Origin of the sequence: Frigoribacterium sp. CFBP 13729 (genome assembly GCF_014841875.1) — a bacterium.
In the GTDB taxonomy this organism is placed as follows: domain Bacteria; phylum Actinomycetota; class Actinomycetes; order Actinomycetales; family Microbacteriaceae; genus Frigoribacterium.
Map to the genome: position 1 here is coordinate 402065 of NZ_JACYUR010000001.1, position 15766 is coordinate 417830.

The window sequence follows — 15766 nt, forward strand, 5'->3', positions numbered from 1 at the left end:
ATACAGGAGCACGGGCGGGCGGGCGACCCCGACCTGGGCGCGTGTCGTCGGCAGGCCGACGCCCTCCGGTGTCGTCGTCAGCCGCCGCGGGTGATCCGACGCAGCTTCTCGAGCCGGGCGGCGACGTCGCGCTCGTTGCCGTTGGCCGTCGGGTCGTAGTACGTGCGACCGACGAGCTCGTCGGGCAGGTACTGCTGTTCGACGACCCCGAACTCGGAGTCGTGCGAGTACTTGTAGCCCTTGCCGTGGCCGAGGCGCTTCGCGCCCGGGTAGTGCGCGTCGCGGAGGTGCTTCGGCACCGGGCCGGCCGCGCCGGCGCGGACGTCGGCGATCGCAGCGTCGAGGGCGCTGTAGGACCGGTTCGACTTCGGTGCGGTGGCCAGGTAGACGACGGCCTCGGCCATCGGGATGCGCCCCTCCGGCATGCCGATCATCTGCACGGCGGTGGCCGCCGAGACGGCGACCGTGAGGGCGTTCGGGTCGGCCATGCCGATGTCCTCGCCGGCGGACACGATGATGCGACGGCAGATGAAGCGGGGATCCTCGCCGGCCTCGATCATCCGGGCGAGGTAGTGCAGCGCGGCGTCGACGTCGGACCCGCGGACCGACTTGATGAACGCGCTGATGACGTCGTAGTGCTCGTCGCCGTTGCGGTCGTAGCGGAGGAGCGCACGGTCGACCGACTGGGCGACCGTCTCGGCGGTGATCACGGGCCGGTCGTCGGCGTCGTCCGGATCGTCGTACTCGGCGTCGGGGTCGTAGTCGGCGTCCGCGTCGGCGGACGGGTCGTCCGGACGGGCTCCCCGCGCCTCCTCGGCGGTCGCGGCGGCGGAGTGGGCCGAGGCCTCGAGGGCGGTCAGCGCCCGACGGGCGTCGCCGGACGCGAGGCGGACGATCGTCGCCAGCGCCTCGTCGTCCAGCACGACCCGGTCGGCCAGGCCGCGGGGGTCGACGACCGCCCGCCGGACGAGGTCGCCGAGGTCGTCGTCGCTCAGCTGCTCGAGCGTGAGCAGCAGCGACCGGGAGAGCAACGGCGTGATGACGGAGAACGACGGGTTCTCGGTCGTCGCCGCGATGAGGATCACCCAGCCGTTCTCGACTCCCGGCAGCAGCGCGTCCTGCTGGGCCTTCGTGAAGCGGTGGATCTCGTCGAGGAACAGGACCGTCGTCGTGCCGTAGAGGTCGCGGTTCGTCAGCGCCTTCTCCATCACCTGCCGGACGTCCTTCACGCCGGCCGTCACCGCCGAGAGCTCGATGAACTGCCGCCCCGACGTGTGGGCGATCGCCTGCGCGAGCGTCGTCTTTCCGGTGCCGGGCGGGCCCCAGAGGATGACGGAGACGGCACCCTGCTCGCCGGTGGTGTCGCTCGCCAGGGTGACGAGCGGGGAGCCGGGCCGGAGGAGGTGTCGCTGACCGGCGACCTCGTCGAGGCTGGTGGGGCGCATGCGGACCGCGAGGGGGGTCGAGCTCTGCGGGAGAGGGCTCATGGGGGTCAATGGTAGACCGGGCCGCCGACACCGACCGGCGGCTCGGATACAGTCGTCCGGGACATCACCGGCATGGAGGACACGTGGCACCGAGCAGGAACCAGGACCGTGAGGCACGCGACCGGCTGAGGGCGTACACGGCCCGCCAGCGGGTGCACGAGACGCAGGTGCGCCGCCGACGCCGGGACAACCTCCTCGCCGCCGTCGGCGTCGTGGTCGTGGTCGGCCTGGCGGTCGTCACCCAGGTCGTGTGGAACACGGACGGCAGCGGCGACGAGGCCACCGCCTCCGCCAGCCCCTCCTCCTCGGAGACGGCGTCGGCGACCGGGGACGTCCCGAGCGCCGACATCGCCGAGGGACGCACCTGGACGGGGCAGCTCGACCTCAACGACGACGTGCAGCTCGGCGTCGAGCTCGACGGGGCCACGGCACCCCAGGCCGCCTCGGTGATCATCGACCTCGCGCAGCAGGGCTTCTACACCGACACGACCTGCCACCGGATGAGCGACGCCGAGACGGCGAAGTTCATCCAGTGCGGCTCGGCGAACGGGGACGGCACCGGCGACGCGGGCTTCACCTTCGGGCCCCTCGAGAACGTGCCGGCCGACGGCCTCTACCCGACCGGCACCATCGCGATGGCGCGGGGCGAGGCGGCGGACTCGCAGTCGACCCAGTTCTTCATCACCTACGGGGACACCTACCTCGACACGTCGACGGGCGGCTACACCGTCGTCGGGCGGGTGACGAGCGGCCTCGACCAGCTCACGGCGAACATCACGGACGCGGGCCTGACCCCGTCGACCGCCGAGGTCCCGAACGACGGCGCCCCGGTCGTGCCGACCACGATCACGTCCCTGACGCTGGAGTAGGCGGGCGTCGCTGCTCGTGCAATAGGCTGGGCACCCATCGCCGGGGCCCGTCCTGGGCTCCGCGACGAGCACCTCCAGCAAGGGATGACAGTGGCTACTGACGATCAGGCACCCTGGGGCCGCGTCGACGACGACGGAACCGTCTACGTGCGCGAGGGCGACGGCGAGCGGGCTGTGGGGCAGTACCCCGACGCCACGCCCGCCGAGGCCCTCGCCTACTACGAGCGCAAGTACACCGAGCTGAACGGGCAGGTCACCCTGCTCGAGCAGCGGGTCAAGCGGGGCGCCTCGGCGTCGGACGTGACCAAGACGGTGGCGCACCTGAAGCAGCTGCTCGTCGAGCCGAGCGCCGTCGGCGACGTCGCCGCGCTCCGCACCCGCGTCGACGCCCTCGACAGCACGGTGGGCGAGCTGACCGAGAAGCAGAGCGCCGAGGCGCAGGAGGCGCTGGTCGAGGCCGTCGCCTACCGCACCTCCCTGGTCGCGGAGGCCGAGGCCCTCGCCGCGCAGGACCCCGCCCGCGTGCAGTGGAAGCAGGTCACCGCCTCCGTCGACGACATCTTCGCCCGCTGGCAGAAGCACCAGACCGAGGGCCCCCGGATCCCCAAGGGCGAGGGCAACGACCTCTGGAAGCGCTTCCGCGCGGCCCGGTCGACCATCGACCAGCACCGCAAGGCGTTCTACGCCGACCTCGACGCGACGCACCGCGAGGCACGCCAGCGCAAGCAGGCGCTCGTCGAGTCGGCCGACGCCCTCGCGAGCAAGGGCGCCGACGGAATCCCCGAGTACCGGCGTCTGCTCGACGACTGGAAGCGCGCCGGTCGTGCGGGCAAGAAGTACGACGACGCGCTCTGGGCCCGCTTCAAGCGCGCCGGCGACGTGCTCTACGCCGCCAAGGGCGAGATCGTCGCACAGGACGACGCCGAGTACGCCGACAACCTCACGGCGAAGCTCGCCCTGCTCGACGACGCCGAGAAGATCCTCACGAACGACGACCGCGTGTCGGCACGGGAGGCCCTGACCACGATCCAGCTCCGCTGGGACGAGATCGGGCGCGTCCCGCGCGACCAGGTGCGATCCGTCGAGGACAGGCTGCGCAAGGTCGAGTCGCACGTCCGCCAGCTCGACGAGACGCACTGGGAGAAGAACAACCCCGAGCGCAAGGCGCGGTCCGAAGGGCTCGCGAGCCAGCTGCAGGACGCGATCACCAAGCTCGAGGACGAGCTCGCCGCGGCCGAGGCCGGCGGCGACGCCCGCAAGGTGAAGGAGGCACGCGAGGCCCTCGACGCTCGTCGCGTCTGGCTGGACGCCCTCGGGTCCTGACCCGCGCCTCCCCTGGGTCCTGACCGCCCGCCGTTCTCCACAGGAGACGGCGGGCGGTTCGTCGTCCTGGGCCTCGGCCGTCATGCTGGGGCGGTGACCCCCACCCTGCCGAGACTCCTGACCGCTCGTGACCTGCCCGAGGTCGAGCTGCAGGCTGCGGCGCTCGACGGCGAGGTCTGCCGGGTGGCCGACAGCTGGGCGTCGATCGCCGATCCCGACGACGCGTGGCGGCGGGCGGAGGCGCTGGCCGACCGCCTCGGCACGGTGGTGGTGGCGGCACGGGGCACGGCCGCCTGGATCTGGAGCGCGCGCGCCGCTGCCCCTCGCCGGCTGGAGGCGGTGGTGCCGTCGTGGGCACGGCACCGCGACGATCGACCCGACGTCGCGGTGGGCGAGGTCCTCATCGACGCCGACGAGATCTCGCAGGTCGGGCGTGTCCGGGTGACGACCCCGACCCGCACCGTCCTCGACCTGCTCCGGGCCGACGACTGGTCGGCCGACGCGGAGCGCCTCGTGCGCACCCTGCTCGTCGAGCACCACGTCGATCCGCGGCGGGTCGCGGGCCTCGTGCGACGACACGGTCGGCTGCCGGGCCGACGGCGGGCGGCGACCCGGCTGCGGACGCTCGTGGACCCCCTGGTGGTCTGATCCCCGCGGTGGGGCGTCCGCCCCGGCTCAGCCGGCGCTGACCCGGTAGACGTCGTAGACGGCGTCGATCCGACGAACGGCGTTGAGCACACGGTCGAGGTGCGTCGTGTCGCCCATCTCGAAGACGAAGCGGCTGATCGCCAGGCGCTCGTCCGAGGTGGACACGTTGGCCGAGAGGATGTTGACGTGGTGCTCGGACAGCACCCGCGTCACGTCGGACAGCAGACCCGCGCGGTCGAGGGCCTCGATCTGGATCTGCACGAGGAAGACGCTCTTCGACGACGGGGCCCACTCGACCTCGATCATCCGCTCGGGCTCCTGCATGAGGCCCTGCACGTTGTGGCAGGTGGCCTGGTGCACGCTGACGCCCTGCCCCCGCGTCACGAACCCGACGACCTGGTCGCCGGGGACGGGCGTGCAGCACTTCGCGAGCTTGACGAGGATGTCGGGCGCACCACGGACGAGGACGCCCGAGTCGCTGTTGCGCAGGGGCCGCGAGACTCCCTTGCTCGGGAACTCGTACTCCCCCTCGACCTCGGTCTGCTGCTGGACCGAGGCGAGCACCTTCTCGATGACCGACTGGGTCGACAGGTGGCCCTCGCCGACGGCGGCGTAGAGGCTCGAGACGTCGTCGTAGCGCAGCTGGGACGCCACCTCGGTGATGCTGTCCTGGTTCATCAGCTTCTGCAGCGGCAGGTTCTGCTTGCGCATCGCGCGGGCGATCGCGTCCTTGCCCTGCTCGATCGCCTCGTCGCGGCGCTCCTTCGTGAACCACTGCCGGATCTTGTTCCGGGCGCGGGGGCTCTTGACGAAGCCGAGCCAGTCCTGGCTGGGTCCGGAGTCGGGGTTCTTCGAGGTGAAGACCTCGACGACGTCGCCGCTGTTGAGCACGCTCTCGAGCGGGATGAGGCGGCCGTTGACCTTGGCGCCCATCGTGCGGTGCCCGACCTCGGTGTGGACCGCGTAGGCGAAGTCGACGGGCGTCGCTCCCGACGGGAGGCCGATGACCTTGCCCTGGGGCGTGAAGACGTAGACCTCCTTCGCGCCGATCTCGAAGCGGAGGCTGTCGAGGAACTCCCCCGGGTCGGCCGTCTCGGCCTGCCAGTCGGAGATGTGCGCCAGCCACGCCATGTCGGTCTCGGTGCGGGCGCCGGTGGCCGTGTCGTCACGACCGCCGTTCATCCTCTGCTTGTACTTCCAGTGGGCCGCGACGCCGAACTCGGCCCGCTGGTGCATCTCGTGCGTGCGGATCTGGATCTCGACCGGTCGCCCCTTGGGCCCGATGACCGTCGTGTGGAGCGACTGGTAGAGGTTGAACTTGGGCGTCGCGATGTAGTCCTTGAAACGACCGGGGATCGGGTTCCAGCGGGCGTGGATCGAGCCGAGCACGGCGTAGCAGTCGCGCAGCGACGTGACGAGCACGCGGATGCCGACGAGGTCGTAGATCTCGTCGAACTCGCGCCCCCGCACGATCATCTTCTGGTAGATCGAGTAGTACTGCTTCGGCCGGCCGACCACCTCGCCGCGGATCTTCGTCGACTTGAGGTCGGACTTGACCGCGTTGATGACGTTCTGGACGAACTGCTCGCGCTGCGGGGTGCGCTGCTTGACGAGGTTGTCGATCTCGACGTAGAGCTTCGGGTGGAGGACGGCGAAGCTGAGGTCCTCCAGCTCCCACTTGATGGCCTGGATGCCCAGCCGGTGAGCCAGGGGGGCGTAGATCTCGAGCGTCTCGGTCGCCTTGCGCGTCGCCGACGACGACTCGACGAAGCCCCACGTGCGCGCGTTGTGCAGCCGATCGGCGAGCTTGATGACGAGCACGCGGATGTCCTTCGACATCGCGACGACCATCTTGCGCACGGTCTCGGCCTGGGCGCTGTCGCCGTACTTCAGCTTGTCGAGCTTCGTCACCCCGTCGACGAGCATGGCGATCTCGTCGCCGAAGTCGCGCTGCAGCATGTCGAGCGTGTAGTCGGTGTCCTCCACGGTGTCGTGGAGCAGCGCGGCGGCGATCGTCTTCGAGCCGATGCCGAGGTCGGCGAGGATCTGCGCGACGGCCACCGGGTGCGTGATGTAGGGCTCGCCGCTCTTGCGCAGCTGGCCGCGGTGCGCCTTCTCGGCGACCGTGTAGGCCCGCTCGATGACCACGAGGTCGGCCTTCGGGTGGTGCATGCGGACCGTCTTGACGAGGCGGTCGACGGCACCGGCGGGCTGGCTGCGGGAGAACAACCTCGGCAGCAGGGTACGGAGGGAGGCCGTGCCGCCCTGCTCGGGACCCGCGGGGGTCTCCCTCGTGGTGATCTCGGTCACGACCGCGCCTCCTCGTCGTCGCTCGCGCACGGTGACGCGCCTCCGGGAACGGGCGTCGGGTCGTGCACGAGTCGGGACAACGCTACTCGCTCCCGGTCAGTCGACCGTCGGGCGGGCGTCGCCGTCGCTGACGACGTCGCCGTCCGCGTCTCGCCAGGCGAGCATGCCGCCCTCGACGTTCACGGCCCGCAGGCCCGCGCGGCGGAGCGCGGCCGTGGCCCGCATCGAGCGCATGCCCGAGTGGCAGACGACGAGCACGTCCCGGTCCGTGGGGACCTCGTCCACCCGCTCGCCCAGCTCGGAGAGCGGGAGGAGCACGGCCCGCGAGGCGTGGCCCGCGTCCCACTCCGACTGCTCGCGCACATCGAGGAGGTAGGCGCCGTCGCCGACCAGGGCCACCGCCTCCTGCGCGGTCACCTCGGGCATCGAGGAGGCGGGGCCACCGCCCAGGGGCGCGCTCACGACGCGATCACCGAGGCCGCCGCGGCGTCGGCGTCACGCGCACGATCGGCGCGCTTGCGGTCGTCGCGCTTCTTGATGTCAGGCTCGCCGATCCGGAGCGTCGCGTAGAGCGGGGACGCGATGAAGATCGTCGAGTAGGTGCCGACCAGGATGCCGATGAAGAGGGCGAGCGAGATGTCCCGGAGCGTGCCCGCACCGAGGACGAAGGCGCCGATGAAGAGGATCGCGGCGACGGGCAGCAGGGCGACGACCGAGGTGTTGATCGACCGGACCAGCGTCTGGTTGATCGCCAGGTTGATCGACTGGCCGAAGGTGCGCCTCGAGCCTTCGCCGTCTTCTGCGGTGTTCTCGCGGATCTTGTCGAAGACCACGACGGTGTCGTAGAGGGAGTAGCCGAGGATCGTGAGGAAGCCGATCACCGCGGCGGGCGTGACCTCGAAGCCCACGATGCCGTAGATCCCGGCGGTGAGCACGAGGTCGTGCAGCAGCGCCGTCATGGCGGCGAGCGACATCTTCCAGGTGCGGAAGTAGAGCGTCATGCCGATGGCCGCGAGGATCAGGAAGATCACGAGGCCCTTGATGGCCTGGCCCGTGATGTCGGCTCCCCAGGAGGCGCCGATGAACGAGGAGGTGACGCGCTCGGCGGGGACGTCGTAGGCCGTGGCCAGGGCGTCGGCCACGTCGTTGGTCTGCGTCGCCTCGAGCTGCGAGGTCTGCACGCGGATCGTGTCGCTGCCGACCTGCGTGACCCGGGGGTTCGAGCCCGGGGCGACGTCGTCGACCGTCCGCGTCGCGACGTCCTGGTCGAGCTCGGCGGGCTGGGCCACCTGGAACTCGGAGCCGCCGGTGAACTCGATGCCGAAGTGGTAGCCGCCCCGGAGGAACGGCACAGTCGCGCAGATCACGATGACGACCGCGGCGATGATGTACCACGTGCGCCGGCGGCCCACGATGTCGTAGGAACGGGCCCCCGTGTAGAGGTCGTTGCCGAACTTGGAGAAGCTGGCCATCAGCTGTCCTTCCCTTCACCGCGCGCAGAGTCGTCGACCCGGGTGCTCGTGCTCTCTGCCGCCTTGCGTTCGGCGATGGTCTGGCGCTTGGCAGCCTCTCGGCCGCCCGCGCCCTTGCGGGCCCCCGTGGGGACGGGGGTGCGGAACTGGGCCCGACCGCGGTACACGGCGCCGAGCGCCTTCGGGTTCAGCCCGCTGAACGCGTGGCCCTCGCCGAAGAACCGCGTGCGGGCGATCAGCTGCAGCATCGGGTGCGTGAAGAGCGCGACGACGATCAGGTCGATCACCGTCGTGATGCCGAGCGTGAGGGCGAAGCCCTTCACGTTGCCCACCGCGAGGATGAACAGGGTGATGGCGGCGAGGAAGTTCACGGTGTCGGAGGCGACGATCGTGCGGATCGCGCGCTTCCAGCCGGACTCGACGGCGCTCTCGAGGATCCGGCCGTCGCGCAGCTCGTCGCGGATGCGCTCGAAGTAGACGATGAACGAGTCGGCCGTGATGCCGATCGCCACGATCAACCCCGTCACGCCGGCGAGGGAGAGCCGGTAGCCCTCTCGCCAGGACAGGATCGCGATCACGAGGTACGTGAGCAGCGCGGCGATCATCAGCGACAGGACGGTGACGAAGGCGAGCGCGCGGTACTGGATCAGGGAGTAGATCACGACGAGGATCAGGCCGATGAGGCCGGCGATCAGGCCGCTGACCAGCTGGGTCTGGCCCAGGGTCGCGGTGATGTTCTCGTTGCTCTGCACGGAGAAGCTGATCGGCAGGGCGCCGAACTTGAGCTGGTCGGCCAGGGTCTTCGAGGTGTCCTGCGTGAACGAGCCCGTGATCTGGGCCTTGCCGTCGGTGATGGCGGCGTTCGCGGACGGGGCCGTGATCACCTGGTTGTCGAGCGTCACCGCGAACTGGTTCTGCGGGGCCTGCAGGGCCACCAGCCGCGACGTGACGTCGCTGAACCGGTCGGTGCCCTGGCGGTCGAACTCGAGGTTGACGGCCCACGTGTTCGTCGAGTTGCCCTGCGAGTCGGTGGCGAGGCCGTTGGTGGCGTCGCTGATGTCGCTGCCCTGCACCTCGACCGGGCCGAGGATGAACTTGGCGGTGCCGTCGGTCGAGCAGGTGACGAGCGGCTCGTCGTCGCGAGCGGTCGACAGGTCGTTGTCGGCGGCGCACTGGTAGTTCGTGTACTCGTCCGCGAGCTGCTCCGTGATCCAGTTCAGGTCGGAGGCGTTCGTCGGCGAGGCCGTCGGGGTCGAGTTGAGGTCGGGGTTGGGCGTGTAGGGCGTCGCCGAGGGACTCGCCGTGGCGTCGGCGTCGCCGCCCACCGCGGCGTTGCTCACGGCCTCCGTGTAGAGCACGGGGCGGAAGGTCAGCTTGGCCGAGGCCTCGATGCGCTCGAGCGTCTCGTTGTCGGGCCGGCCGGGGATCGACACGACGATGTTCTGCGCGCCCTGGCGGGTGATCTCCGACTCGGAGACGCCGGCGCTGTCGATGCGCTGGCGGATGATCGTCACGGCCTGGTCGAGCTGCTGGCTGGACACGGACTGGCCGTTGTCGAGCTGCGCGGCGAGGGTGATCTGCGTGCCGCCCTGCAGGTCGAGCGCCAGCTCGGGGACCCAGCTCGCGCCGTCCCACCAGCCGTCACGACCCGAGTCGTTGAGGGCGGTGGCGGTGCCGTTCAGCGCGGCGAGGCCGGCGATGATGACGAGCAACCACGTCAGGGAACGAATTGCCTTCTTGACCGGCGTCGAACGTGCCACGGAGGTTCTGCTTTCTCATGGGAGCGCGCGCCCCGAGGGGCGCGCGCCGTCGTCTGGGCCGGGGCTCACGAGTGGGCCCCGGCTGTCGGCGGGTCAGGCCTTGTTCGGCTTGTCCGTGTCGGTGGTGGAGTCGAGGCGCGTCTCGTCGACCCGCTCGCCGTAGGCGGGCGACGTGCGGTCGGCGGTCGTGCTGTCGTCGACGATCAGGTCGTCAGCCGGGCGGGCGTCGAGCTCGTCGGCGTCGGAGACCACGGCGTCGTCGGCGACGGGCTCGACGACGCGGCCCAGGGTCTGGCGGTGCACGCGCAGGACGGTGCCGGGCGAGACCTCGACCTCGGCGACGTTGGCCTCGTCGTCGATCGAGACGAGCGTGCCGTAGACGCCGAAGCTCAGCATCACCTCGACGCCGGGGACCATCTTCGACTGCAGCGTCGCCTGCTGGGCGTCGCGCTTGCGCTTGTTGCGGAACATGAAGAAGACGAGGACCACCAGGAGGAGGACCATGATGATTGTTGTGGCGTCCATGAGGAACTGCCTTTCGAAGCTCGGGGGGATGGGCGGCGCGGGCGGTGGTGAGGGTGCCTCGCGCCGACAGGCCTAGCGGCGATCATAGTTCATCGCCGAAGAGCGCCCCTGACGGGCGCGGCAGCCCGAAGTGCCGCCAGGCCTCCGGCGTCGCCACGCGGCCCCGGGGGGTGCGGATCAGCAGGCCGATGCGGACGAGGAACGGCTCGACGACGGACTCGATCGTGTCCGCCTCTTCCCCGACCGAGACGGCGAGCGTGCCGAGCCCGACGGGGCCGCCGCCGAACCTCGTGAGCACGGTCGACAGGACCTCGCGGTCGAGCCGGTCGAGGCCGAGGTCGTCGACGTCGTAGAGGGCCAGGGCGTCCCGCACCGTCGCCAGGTCGGCGTCCCGTCCGTGGACGAGCGAGTAGTCGCGGACGCGACGGAGCAGGCGGTTGGCGATGCGCGGCGTGCCCCGGCACCGACCGGCGATCTCGGCCAGGGCGTCGCCGTCGACGGGGATGCCGAGCAGGGTCGCGGCGCGGCGGAGCACCTCGGTGAGCTCGGCGGCGTCGTAGAACTCGAGGTTGGCCGTGAAGCCGAACCGGTCGCGCAGGGGGTTCGGCAGCATGCCGCTCCGCGTGGTGGCGCCGACGAGCGTGAACGGCGACAGCTCGAGCGGGATGCTCGTCGCCCCGGCGCCCTTGCCGACCATGATGTCGATCCGGTAGTCCTCCATGGCGAGGTACAGCATCTCTTCCGCCGAGCGCGCCATGCGGTGGATCTCGTCGATGAAGAGCACCTCGCCGGGGACGAGGGCCGAGAGCACGGCGGCGAGGTCGCCCGCGTGCTGGATGGCCGGGCCGGACGACATCCGGAGCGGCCGGCCGCTCTCGTGCGCGACGATCATCGCGAGGGTGGTCTTGCCGAGCCCGGGAGGACCCGCCATGAGGATGTGGTCAGGGGTCCGGCCCTGCATCGACGCCGCCTTGAGCAGCAGCTCGAGCTGTCCGCGCACCTTCTTCTGGCCGACGAACTCGTCGAGCGAGGTGGGGCGGAGCGCGCCCTCGAAGGCGAGCTCGGCCTCGGACTCGACGACGGGTCGGGTGAGGTCGGCGTCGCTCACGCGCGCGCGCCCAGCGACTTCTGCGGGCCGAGGTGGCCGAGGGCGGCACGCAGGAGCGACGGCACGGAGACGGCGACGTCGGGCCCGCGGTCGGCGACCACCGAGTCGACGGCGGCCTGCGCCTCCCTCTCGGACCAGCCCAGCCCGACGAGGGCCGTGAGGACGTCGGCCGAGGTCGAGGAGGCGGCGGTCACGGTGGGGGCGGCGGCCCGGACGTCGAGCTTGCCCGCCAACGAGAGGACGATCAGCTTCGCGGTCTTGGGCCCGATGCCGGACACGCGTCGGAAGGGCGCGTCGTCGTCGTCGGCGACCGCGTGCGCGACCTGCGACGGGCTGAGCGTGGCGAGCACGCCCTGGGCCGACTTCGGGCCGACTCCGGTGACGCTCCGCAGCAGGTCGAACACCTCGAGTTCTTCGAGCTCGGCGAAGCCGAAGAGCGAGAGGTCGTCTTCTCGCACGATCAGCGTCGTGAACAGGTGGAGCGTCGTGCCGACCGTCGCCGTGAGGGCGAGCTGAGGCGTCACGCCGACCCGGAGGCCCACTCCCCCGACCTCGACGACGACGCTGGTTCCGGAGGCGGACAGCACGGTGCCGCGGACGCTCGAGATCATCTGCCCAGCCTAGGAGTCCGCGCCGACTTCTCCGCCTCGCGCCACGCCTTCTGCGCGGCCGTGAGACCGCCGCCGGCCGGTGCCGAGGGGAGGCCGCCACGACGCCACGCGTGGCAGATCGCCAGGGCCAGGGCGTCGGCGGCGTCGGCGGGCTTCGGGGCCTCGGCGAGGCCGAGCAGGCGGGCGACCATTGCGCCCACCTGGGCCTTGTCCGCCGAGCCGTAGCCGGTCACGGCCGCCTTGACCTCGGACGGCGTGTGCATGGCCACGGGGACGGAGCGCTCGGCGGCGGCGCGCAGCGCCAGGCCGCTCACCTGGGCGGTGCCCATCACGGTCGACAGGTTGTTCTGCGCGAAGACGCGCTCGATGGCCATCGCGTCGGGACGGTGCTCGTCGACGAGCTCCTCGATGCCGCGCCCGATCGTGAGGAGGCGCTGCTCGAGCGGCATGTCGGCCGGCGACCGGATCACGGTCACCGCCACGAGGGTGGCCCGGCGGGTCGCGTCGACCTCGACGACGCCGACCCCGCAGCGGGTCAGGCCGGGGTCGATGCCGAGCACCCGCAGGGTCACCTCGGCGGCTCAGTCGTCGTCGTCGTCGAGCGCGGCCTGCACGTCGGCGGGGACGTCGTAGTTGGCGTAGACGTTCTGCACGTCGTCGTCGTCGTCGAGCGCGTCGACGAGGCGGAACACCTTGCGGGCGGTCTCGAGGTCGACCTCGATCTTGAGGCCGGGGACGAACTCGACGTCGGCGGAGTCGTAGTCGATCCCGGCCTCCTGGAGCGCCGTGCGCGCGGGCACCAGGTCGGACGGCTCGGTCACGATCTCGAAGCCCTCGCCGCGGTCGGTGACCTCTTCGGCACCGGCGTCGAGCACCGCGGCCAGCACGTCGTCCTCGCTGAGCTCGCCGGTCTTCATGACCGCGATGACCCCCTTGCGGCTGAAGTTGTAGGCGACGCTGCCCGGGTCGGCCATGGTGCCGCCGTTGCGCGACATGACCGTACGGACGTTCGCCGCCGCGCGGTTCTTGTTGTCGGTGAGGCACTCGATCAGCAGGGCGACGCCGTTGGGGCCGTAGCCCTCGTAGACGATGGTCTGGTAGTCGACGGACTCGCCGCTGAGGCCCGCGCCGCGCTTGACGGCGCGGTCGATGTTGTCGTTGGGGACCGAGGTCTTCTTGGCCTTCTGGACGGCGTCGACGAGCGTCGGGTTGCCGGACATGTCGGCCCCGCCCTGCTTGGCCGCGACCTCGATGTTCTTGATGAGCTTGGCGAACGACTTGGCGCGACGGCTGTCGATGACGGCCTTCTTGTGCTTGGTCGTGGCCCACTTGGAATGCCCGGACACGGTGCTCCTCACTTCCGGTTGACGATCCGGACCATCCTACCGGCAGGCCCGCCGCCGGGGCGGCAGCGACGGGTCAGGACCGGGCAGGGCCCGGGACGAGGAGGCGCGTCAGCGCGAGGACCAGGCGCGCGCCTTCTCGAGGAACCGCGCGTGGAACCGGAGCTCGCCGGTCACCTCGGGGTGGAAGGACGTGCCGAGCAGGTTTCCCTGCTCGACGGCGACGACCCGACCGTCGTCCAGGACGCCCACCGCCGTGGCGAGCGGACCGACCTCGGCCACCACGGGCGCCCGGATGAAGACCGCGTGCACGGGCTCGTCGCCCACGACGGGCACGAGGAGGTCGGTCTCGAACGACTCGTTCTGTCCGCCGAAGGCGTTGCGGCGCACGGCGACGTCGAGGCCGCCGATCGTGCGCTGCCCGGCGGAGCCGTCGACGACCCGGTCGGCGAGCATGATCAGCCCGGCGCACGTCCCGTAGACGGGCAGGCCTGCGTCGACGGCGGCACGCAACGGCTCGGCCATGCCGAAGGTGCGGCTGAGCTTGTCCATCACGGTCGACTCGCCGCCCGGGATGACGAGACCCGACACGCCCGCGAGCTCGTCGGGCCGGCGCACGGGCACGGCGACCGCTCCGAGGGAGGTCAGCACCGCGAGGTGCTCACGGAAGTCGCCCTGGAGGGCGAGGACCCCGACCCGCGGGGCCGCCGCCTCCTCGTGTCGGCTACCAGCCACGCTCGGCGAGGCGGTGCGGCGCGGGCAGGTCGGGCACGTTGATGCCGACCATGGCCTCGCCGAGGCCACGCGACGCGTCGGCGACGACCTGCGGGTCGTCGAAGAACGTCGTGGCCTTCACGATCGCAGCGGCTCGCTCGGCGGGGTTGCCCGACTTGAAGATGCCGGAGCCCACGAAGACGCCGTCGGCGCCCAGCTGCATCATCAGCGCCGCGTCGGCGGGCGTCGCGACGCCGCCGGCGGTGAAGAGGACGACGGGCAGCTTGCCGGTCTCCGCGATCTCCTTGACGAGCTCGTACGGCGCCTGCAGCTCTTTCGCGGCCACGTACAGCTCGTCGGTCTTGAGCCCTTGCAGCTGCGCGATCTCCTTCGAGATGGTGCGGATGTGCTTGGTCGCCTCGGACACGTCGCCGGTGCCGGCCTCGCCCTTGGAGCGGATCATGGCGGCGCCCTCGGTGATGCGACGGAGCGCCTCGCCGAGGTTCGTCGCACCGCAGACGAAGGGGACCGTGAAGTTCCACTTGTCGATGTGGTTGACGTAGTCGGCGGGGCTCAGCACCTCGGACTCGTCGATGTAGTCGACGCCGAGCGTCTGGAGGATCTGTGCCTCGACGAAGTGGCCGATGCGCGCCTTCGCCATGACGGGGATCGAGACGGCCGCGATGATCTCGTCGATCATGTCGGGGTCGCTCATGCGGGCGACGCCGCCCTGCGAGCGGATGTCGGCGGGCACGCGCTCGAGGGCCATGACGGCGACGGCGCCGGCCTCTTCGGCGATCTTCGCCTGCTCGACGTCGACGACGTCCATGATGACGCCGCCCTTGAGCATCTCGGCGAGACCGCGCTTGACGCGGTCCGATCCGGTCGTGCTGCCGGCGGACGGGACGGAGGTGGGGGTGCTGTCGCTCATGATGGCCTCAGTTTAGGCGCTGCCCGGGGGCGTGCGTCGCCGATGTGCCGCTCGTCACCGAGTGGCCTGGTCTCCCCCGGCGGGCCAGGCAGCCGCCAGCGCCTCGCGGACGTCTCCGAGCAGCTGGGTGACGGCCTTGGTCTGGGCGATGATCGGGAAGAAGTTCGAGTCGCCGCCGTAGCGCGGCACCACGTGCTGGTGCAGGTGCTCGGCGATGCCGGCACCGCCGACCGACCCCTGGTTCATGCCCATGTTGAAGCCCTGGGCGTGCGAGACCTCGCGGACGACGCGCATGGCGGCCTGGGTCAGCGCGCCGATCTCGGCGACCTCGTCGGGCGTGGCCAGGTCGTAGGTCGAGATGTGCCGGTAGGGGCAGACCAGCAGGTGGCCGGGGTTGTACGGGTACAGGTTCAGCAGGACGAACGCGTGCTGCCCCCGGGCGACGATCAGCGCCTCCTCGTCGCTGCGCGAGGGCGCGGCGCAGAACGGGCACGCGTCGTCGTGGGCGCCCTGGCCGCGGCTGACGTACACGGCACGGTGCGGCGTCCAGAGGCGCTGGAACGCGTCGGGCGCCGACGCGAAGTCGTCCGCCGACTCGACGCGCGCCGACTCGTCGCCGACCGGGTCGACGTCGGCCGGCAGCTCGTCGGCGCCCGCCCCCACGG

Annotated in this window: 16 protein-coding genes; 3 read left to right on the forward strand and 13 right to left on the reverse strand. The window is 71.1% G+C overall.

The window, feature by feature from the left end:
* Positions 1-77 precede the first annotated feature (77 nt).
* A complete protein-coding gene (locus IFT77_RS01790; protein ID WP_123545918.1) occupies positions 78-1487 on the reverse strand; it encodes a replication-associated recombination protein A in 1410 nt (469 codons plus the stop codon).
* Between the two features lie 83 nt (positions 1488-1570).
* Here IFT77_RS01790 and IFT77_RS01795 point away from each other — a divergent pair, with 83 nt between their 5' ends.
* From IFT77_RS01795 to IFT77_RS01805, 3 genes are all read left to right on the forward strand, one after another.
* Entirely contained in the window at positions 1571-2356 is a 786-nt protein-coding gene (locus tag IFT77_RS01795) for a peptidylprolyl isomerase (protein WP_371740877.1), read from the forward strand.
* Positions 2357-2440: 84 nt separating this feature from the next.
* Positions 2441-3679, forward strand: coding sequence for a DUF349 domain-containing protein (locus tag IFT77_RS01800; protein WP_197980384.1), 1239 nt, complete (start codon positions 2441-2443; stop codon positions 3677-3679).
* A gap of 93 nt (positions 3680-3772) precedes the next feature.
* On the forward strand, positions 3773-4327 hold the full coding sequence (locus IFT77_RS01805) for a hypothetical protein (RefSeq protein WP_192041713.1): 555 nt from the start codon (positions 3773-3775) through the stop codon (positions 4325-4327).
* Between the two features lie 27 nt (positions 4328-4354).
* Here IFT77_RS01805 and IFT77_RS01810 read toward each other — a convergent pair whose 3' ends face one another.
* From IFT77_RS01810 to IFT77_RS01865, 12 genes are all read right to left on the reverse strand, one after another.
* The gene (locus IFT77_RS01810; protein ID WP_223269375.1) at positions 4355-6637 is read right to left on the reverse strand and encodes a bifunctional (p)ppGpp synthetase/guanosine-3',5'-bis(diphosphate) 3'-pyrophosphohydrolase; all 2283 of its coding nucleotides are present in this window, start codon (positions 6635-6637) and stop codon (positions 4355-4357) included.
* 96 nt (positions 6638-6733) lie between these two features.
* Positions 6734-7099 (reverse strand): rhodanese-like domain-containing protein, encoded by a 366-nt coding sequence (locus IFT77_RS01815; RefSeq protein ID WP_371740878.1) that lies wholly within the window; start codon positions 7097-7099, stop codon positions 6734-6736.
* The gene (gene secF / locus IFT77_RS01820) at positions 7096-8109 is read right to left on the reverse strand and encodes a protein translocase subunit SecF (RefSeq protein WP_192041714.1); all 1014 of its coding nucleotides are present in this window, start codon (positions 8107-8109) and stop codon (positions 7096-7098) included. Before secF ends, IFT77_RS01815 begins: the two co-directional genes overlap by 4 nt.
* Complete coding sequence (gene secD / locus IFT77_RS01825; RefSeq protein ID WP_192169073.1) at positions 8109-9869, reverse strand: protein translocase subunit SecD; 1761 nt, start codon at positions 9867-9869, stop codon at positions 8109-8111. Before secD ends, secF begins: the two co-directional genes overlap by 1 nt.
* 93 nt (positions 9870-9962) lie before the next feature.
* Positions 9963-10394: a preprotein translocase subunit YajC gene (gene yajC, locus IFT77_RS01830; RefSeq protein ID WP_192169074.1), complete on the reverse strand. Its 432-nt coding sequence runs from the start codon at positions 10392-10394 to the stop codon at positions 9963-9965.
* A gap of 82 nt (positions 10395-10476) precedes the next feature.
* A complete protein-coding gene (ruvB, locus tag IFT77_RS01835; RefSeq protein ID WP_192041717.1) occupies positions 10477-11502 on the reverse strand; it encodes a Holliday junction branch migration DNA helicase RuvB in 1026 nt (341 codons plus the stop codon).
* Complete coding sequence (gene ruvA, locus IFT77_RS01840; protein WP_192169075.1) at positions 11499-12113, reverse strand: Holliday junction branch migration protein RuvA; 615 nt, start codon at positions 12111-12113, stop codon at positions 11499-11501. The genes ruvB and ruvA overlap by 4 nt, the downstream gene beginning before the upstream one ends.
* The gene (gene ruvC / locus IFT77_RS01845; protein ID WP_192169076.1) at positions 12110-12685 is read right to left on the reverse strand and encodes a crossover junction endodeoxyribonuclease RuvC; all 576 of its coding nucleotides are present in this window, start codon (positions 12683-12685) and stop codon (positions 12110-12112) included. Before ruvC ends, ruvA begins: the two co-directional genes overlap by 4 nt.
* A 9-nt stretch (positions 12686-12694) precedes the next feature.
* The gene (locus IFT77_RS01850; protein ID WP_123545939.1) at positions 12695-13459 is read right to left on the reverse strand and encodes a YebC/PmpR family DNA-binding transcriptional regulator; all 765 of its coding nucleotides are present in this window, start codon (positions 13457-13459) and stop codon (positions 12695-12697) included.
* Between the two features lie 108 nt (positions 13460-13567).
* Positions 13568-14191, reverse strand: a complete 624-nt coding sequence (gene pdxT / locus IFT77_RS01855; RefSeq protein WP_192169077.1) for a pyridoxal 5'-phosphate synthase glutaminase subunit PdxT — start codon at positions 14189-14191, stop codon at positions 13568-13570.
* The gene (pdxS, locus tag IFT77_RS01860) at positions 14181-15101 is read right to left on the reverse strand and encodes a pyridoxal 5'-phosphate synthase lyase subunit PdxS (RefSeq protein WP_192041721.1); all 921 of its coding nucleotides are present in this window, start codon (positions 15099-15101) and stop codon (positions 14181-14183) included. Before pdxS ends, pdxT begins: the two co-directional genes overlap by 11 nt.
* Before the next feature lie 54 nt (positions 15102-15155).
* A complete protein-coding gene (locus IFT77_RS01865) occupies positions 15156-15764 on the reverse strand; it encodes an HIT domain-containing protein (protein ID WP_213016643.1) in 609 nt (202 codons plus the stop codon).
* Between the last annotated feature and the right edge of the window lie 2 nt (positions 15765-15766).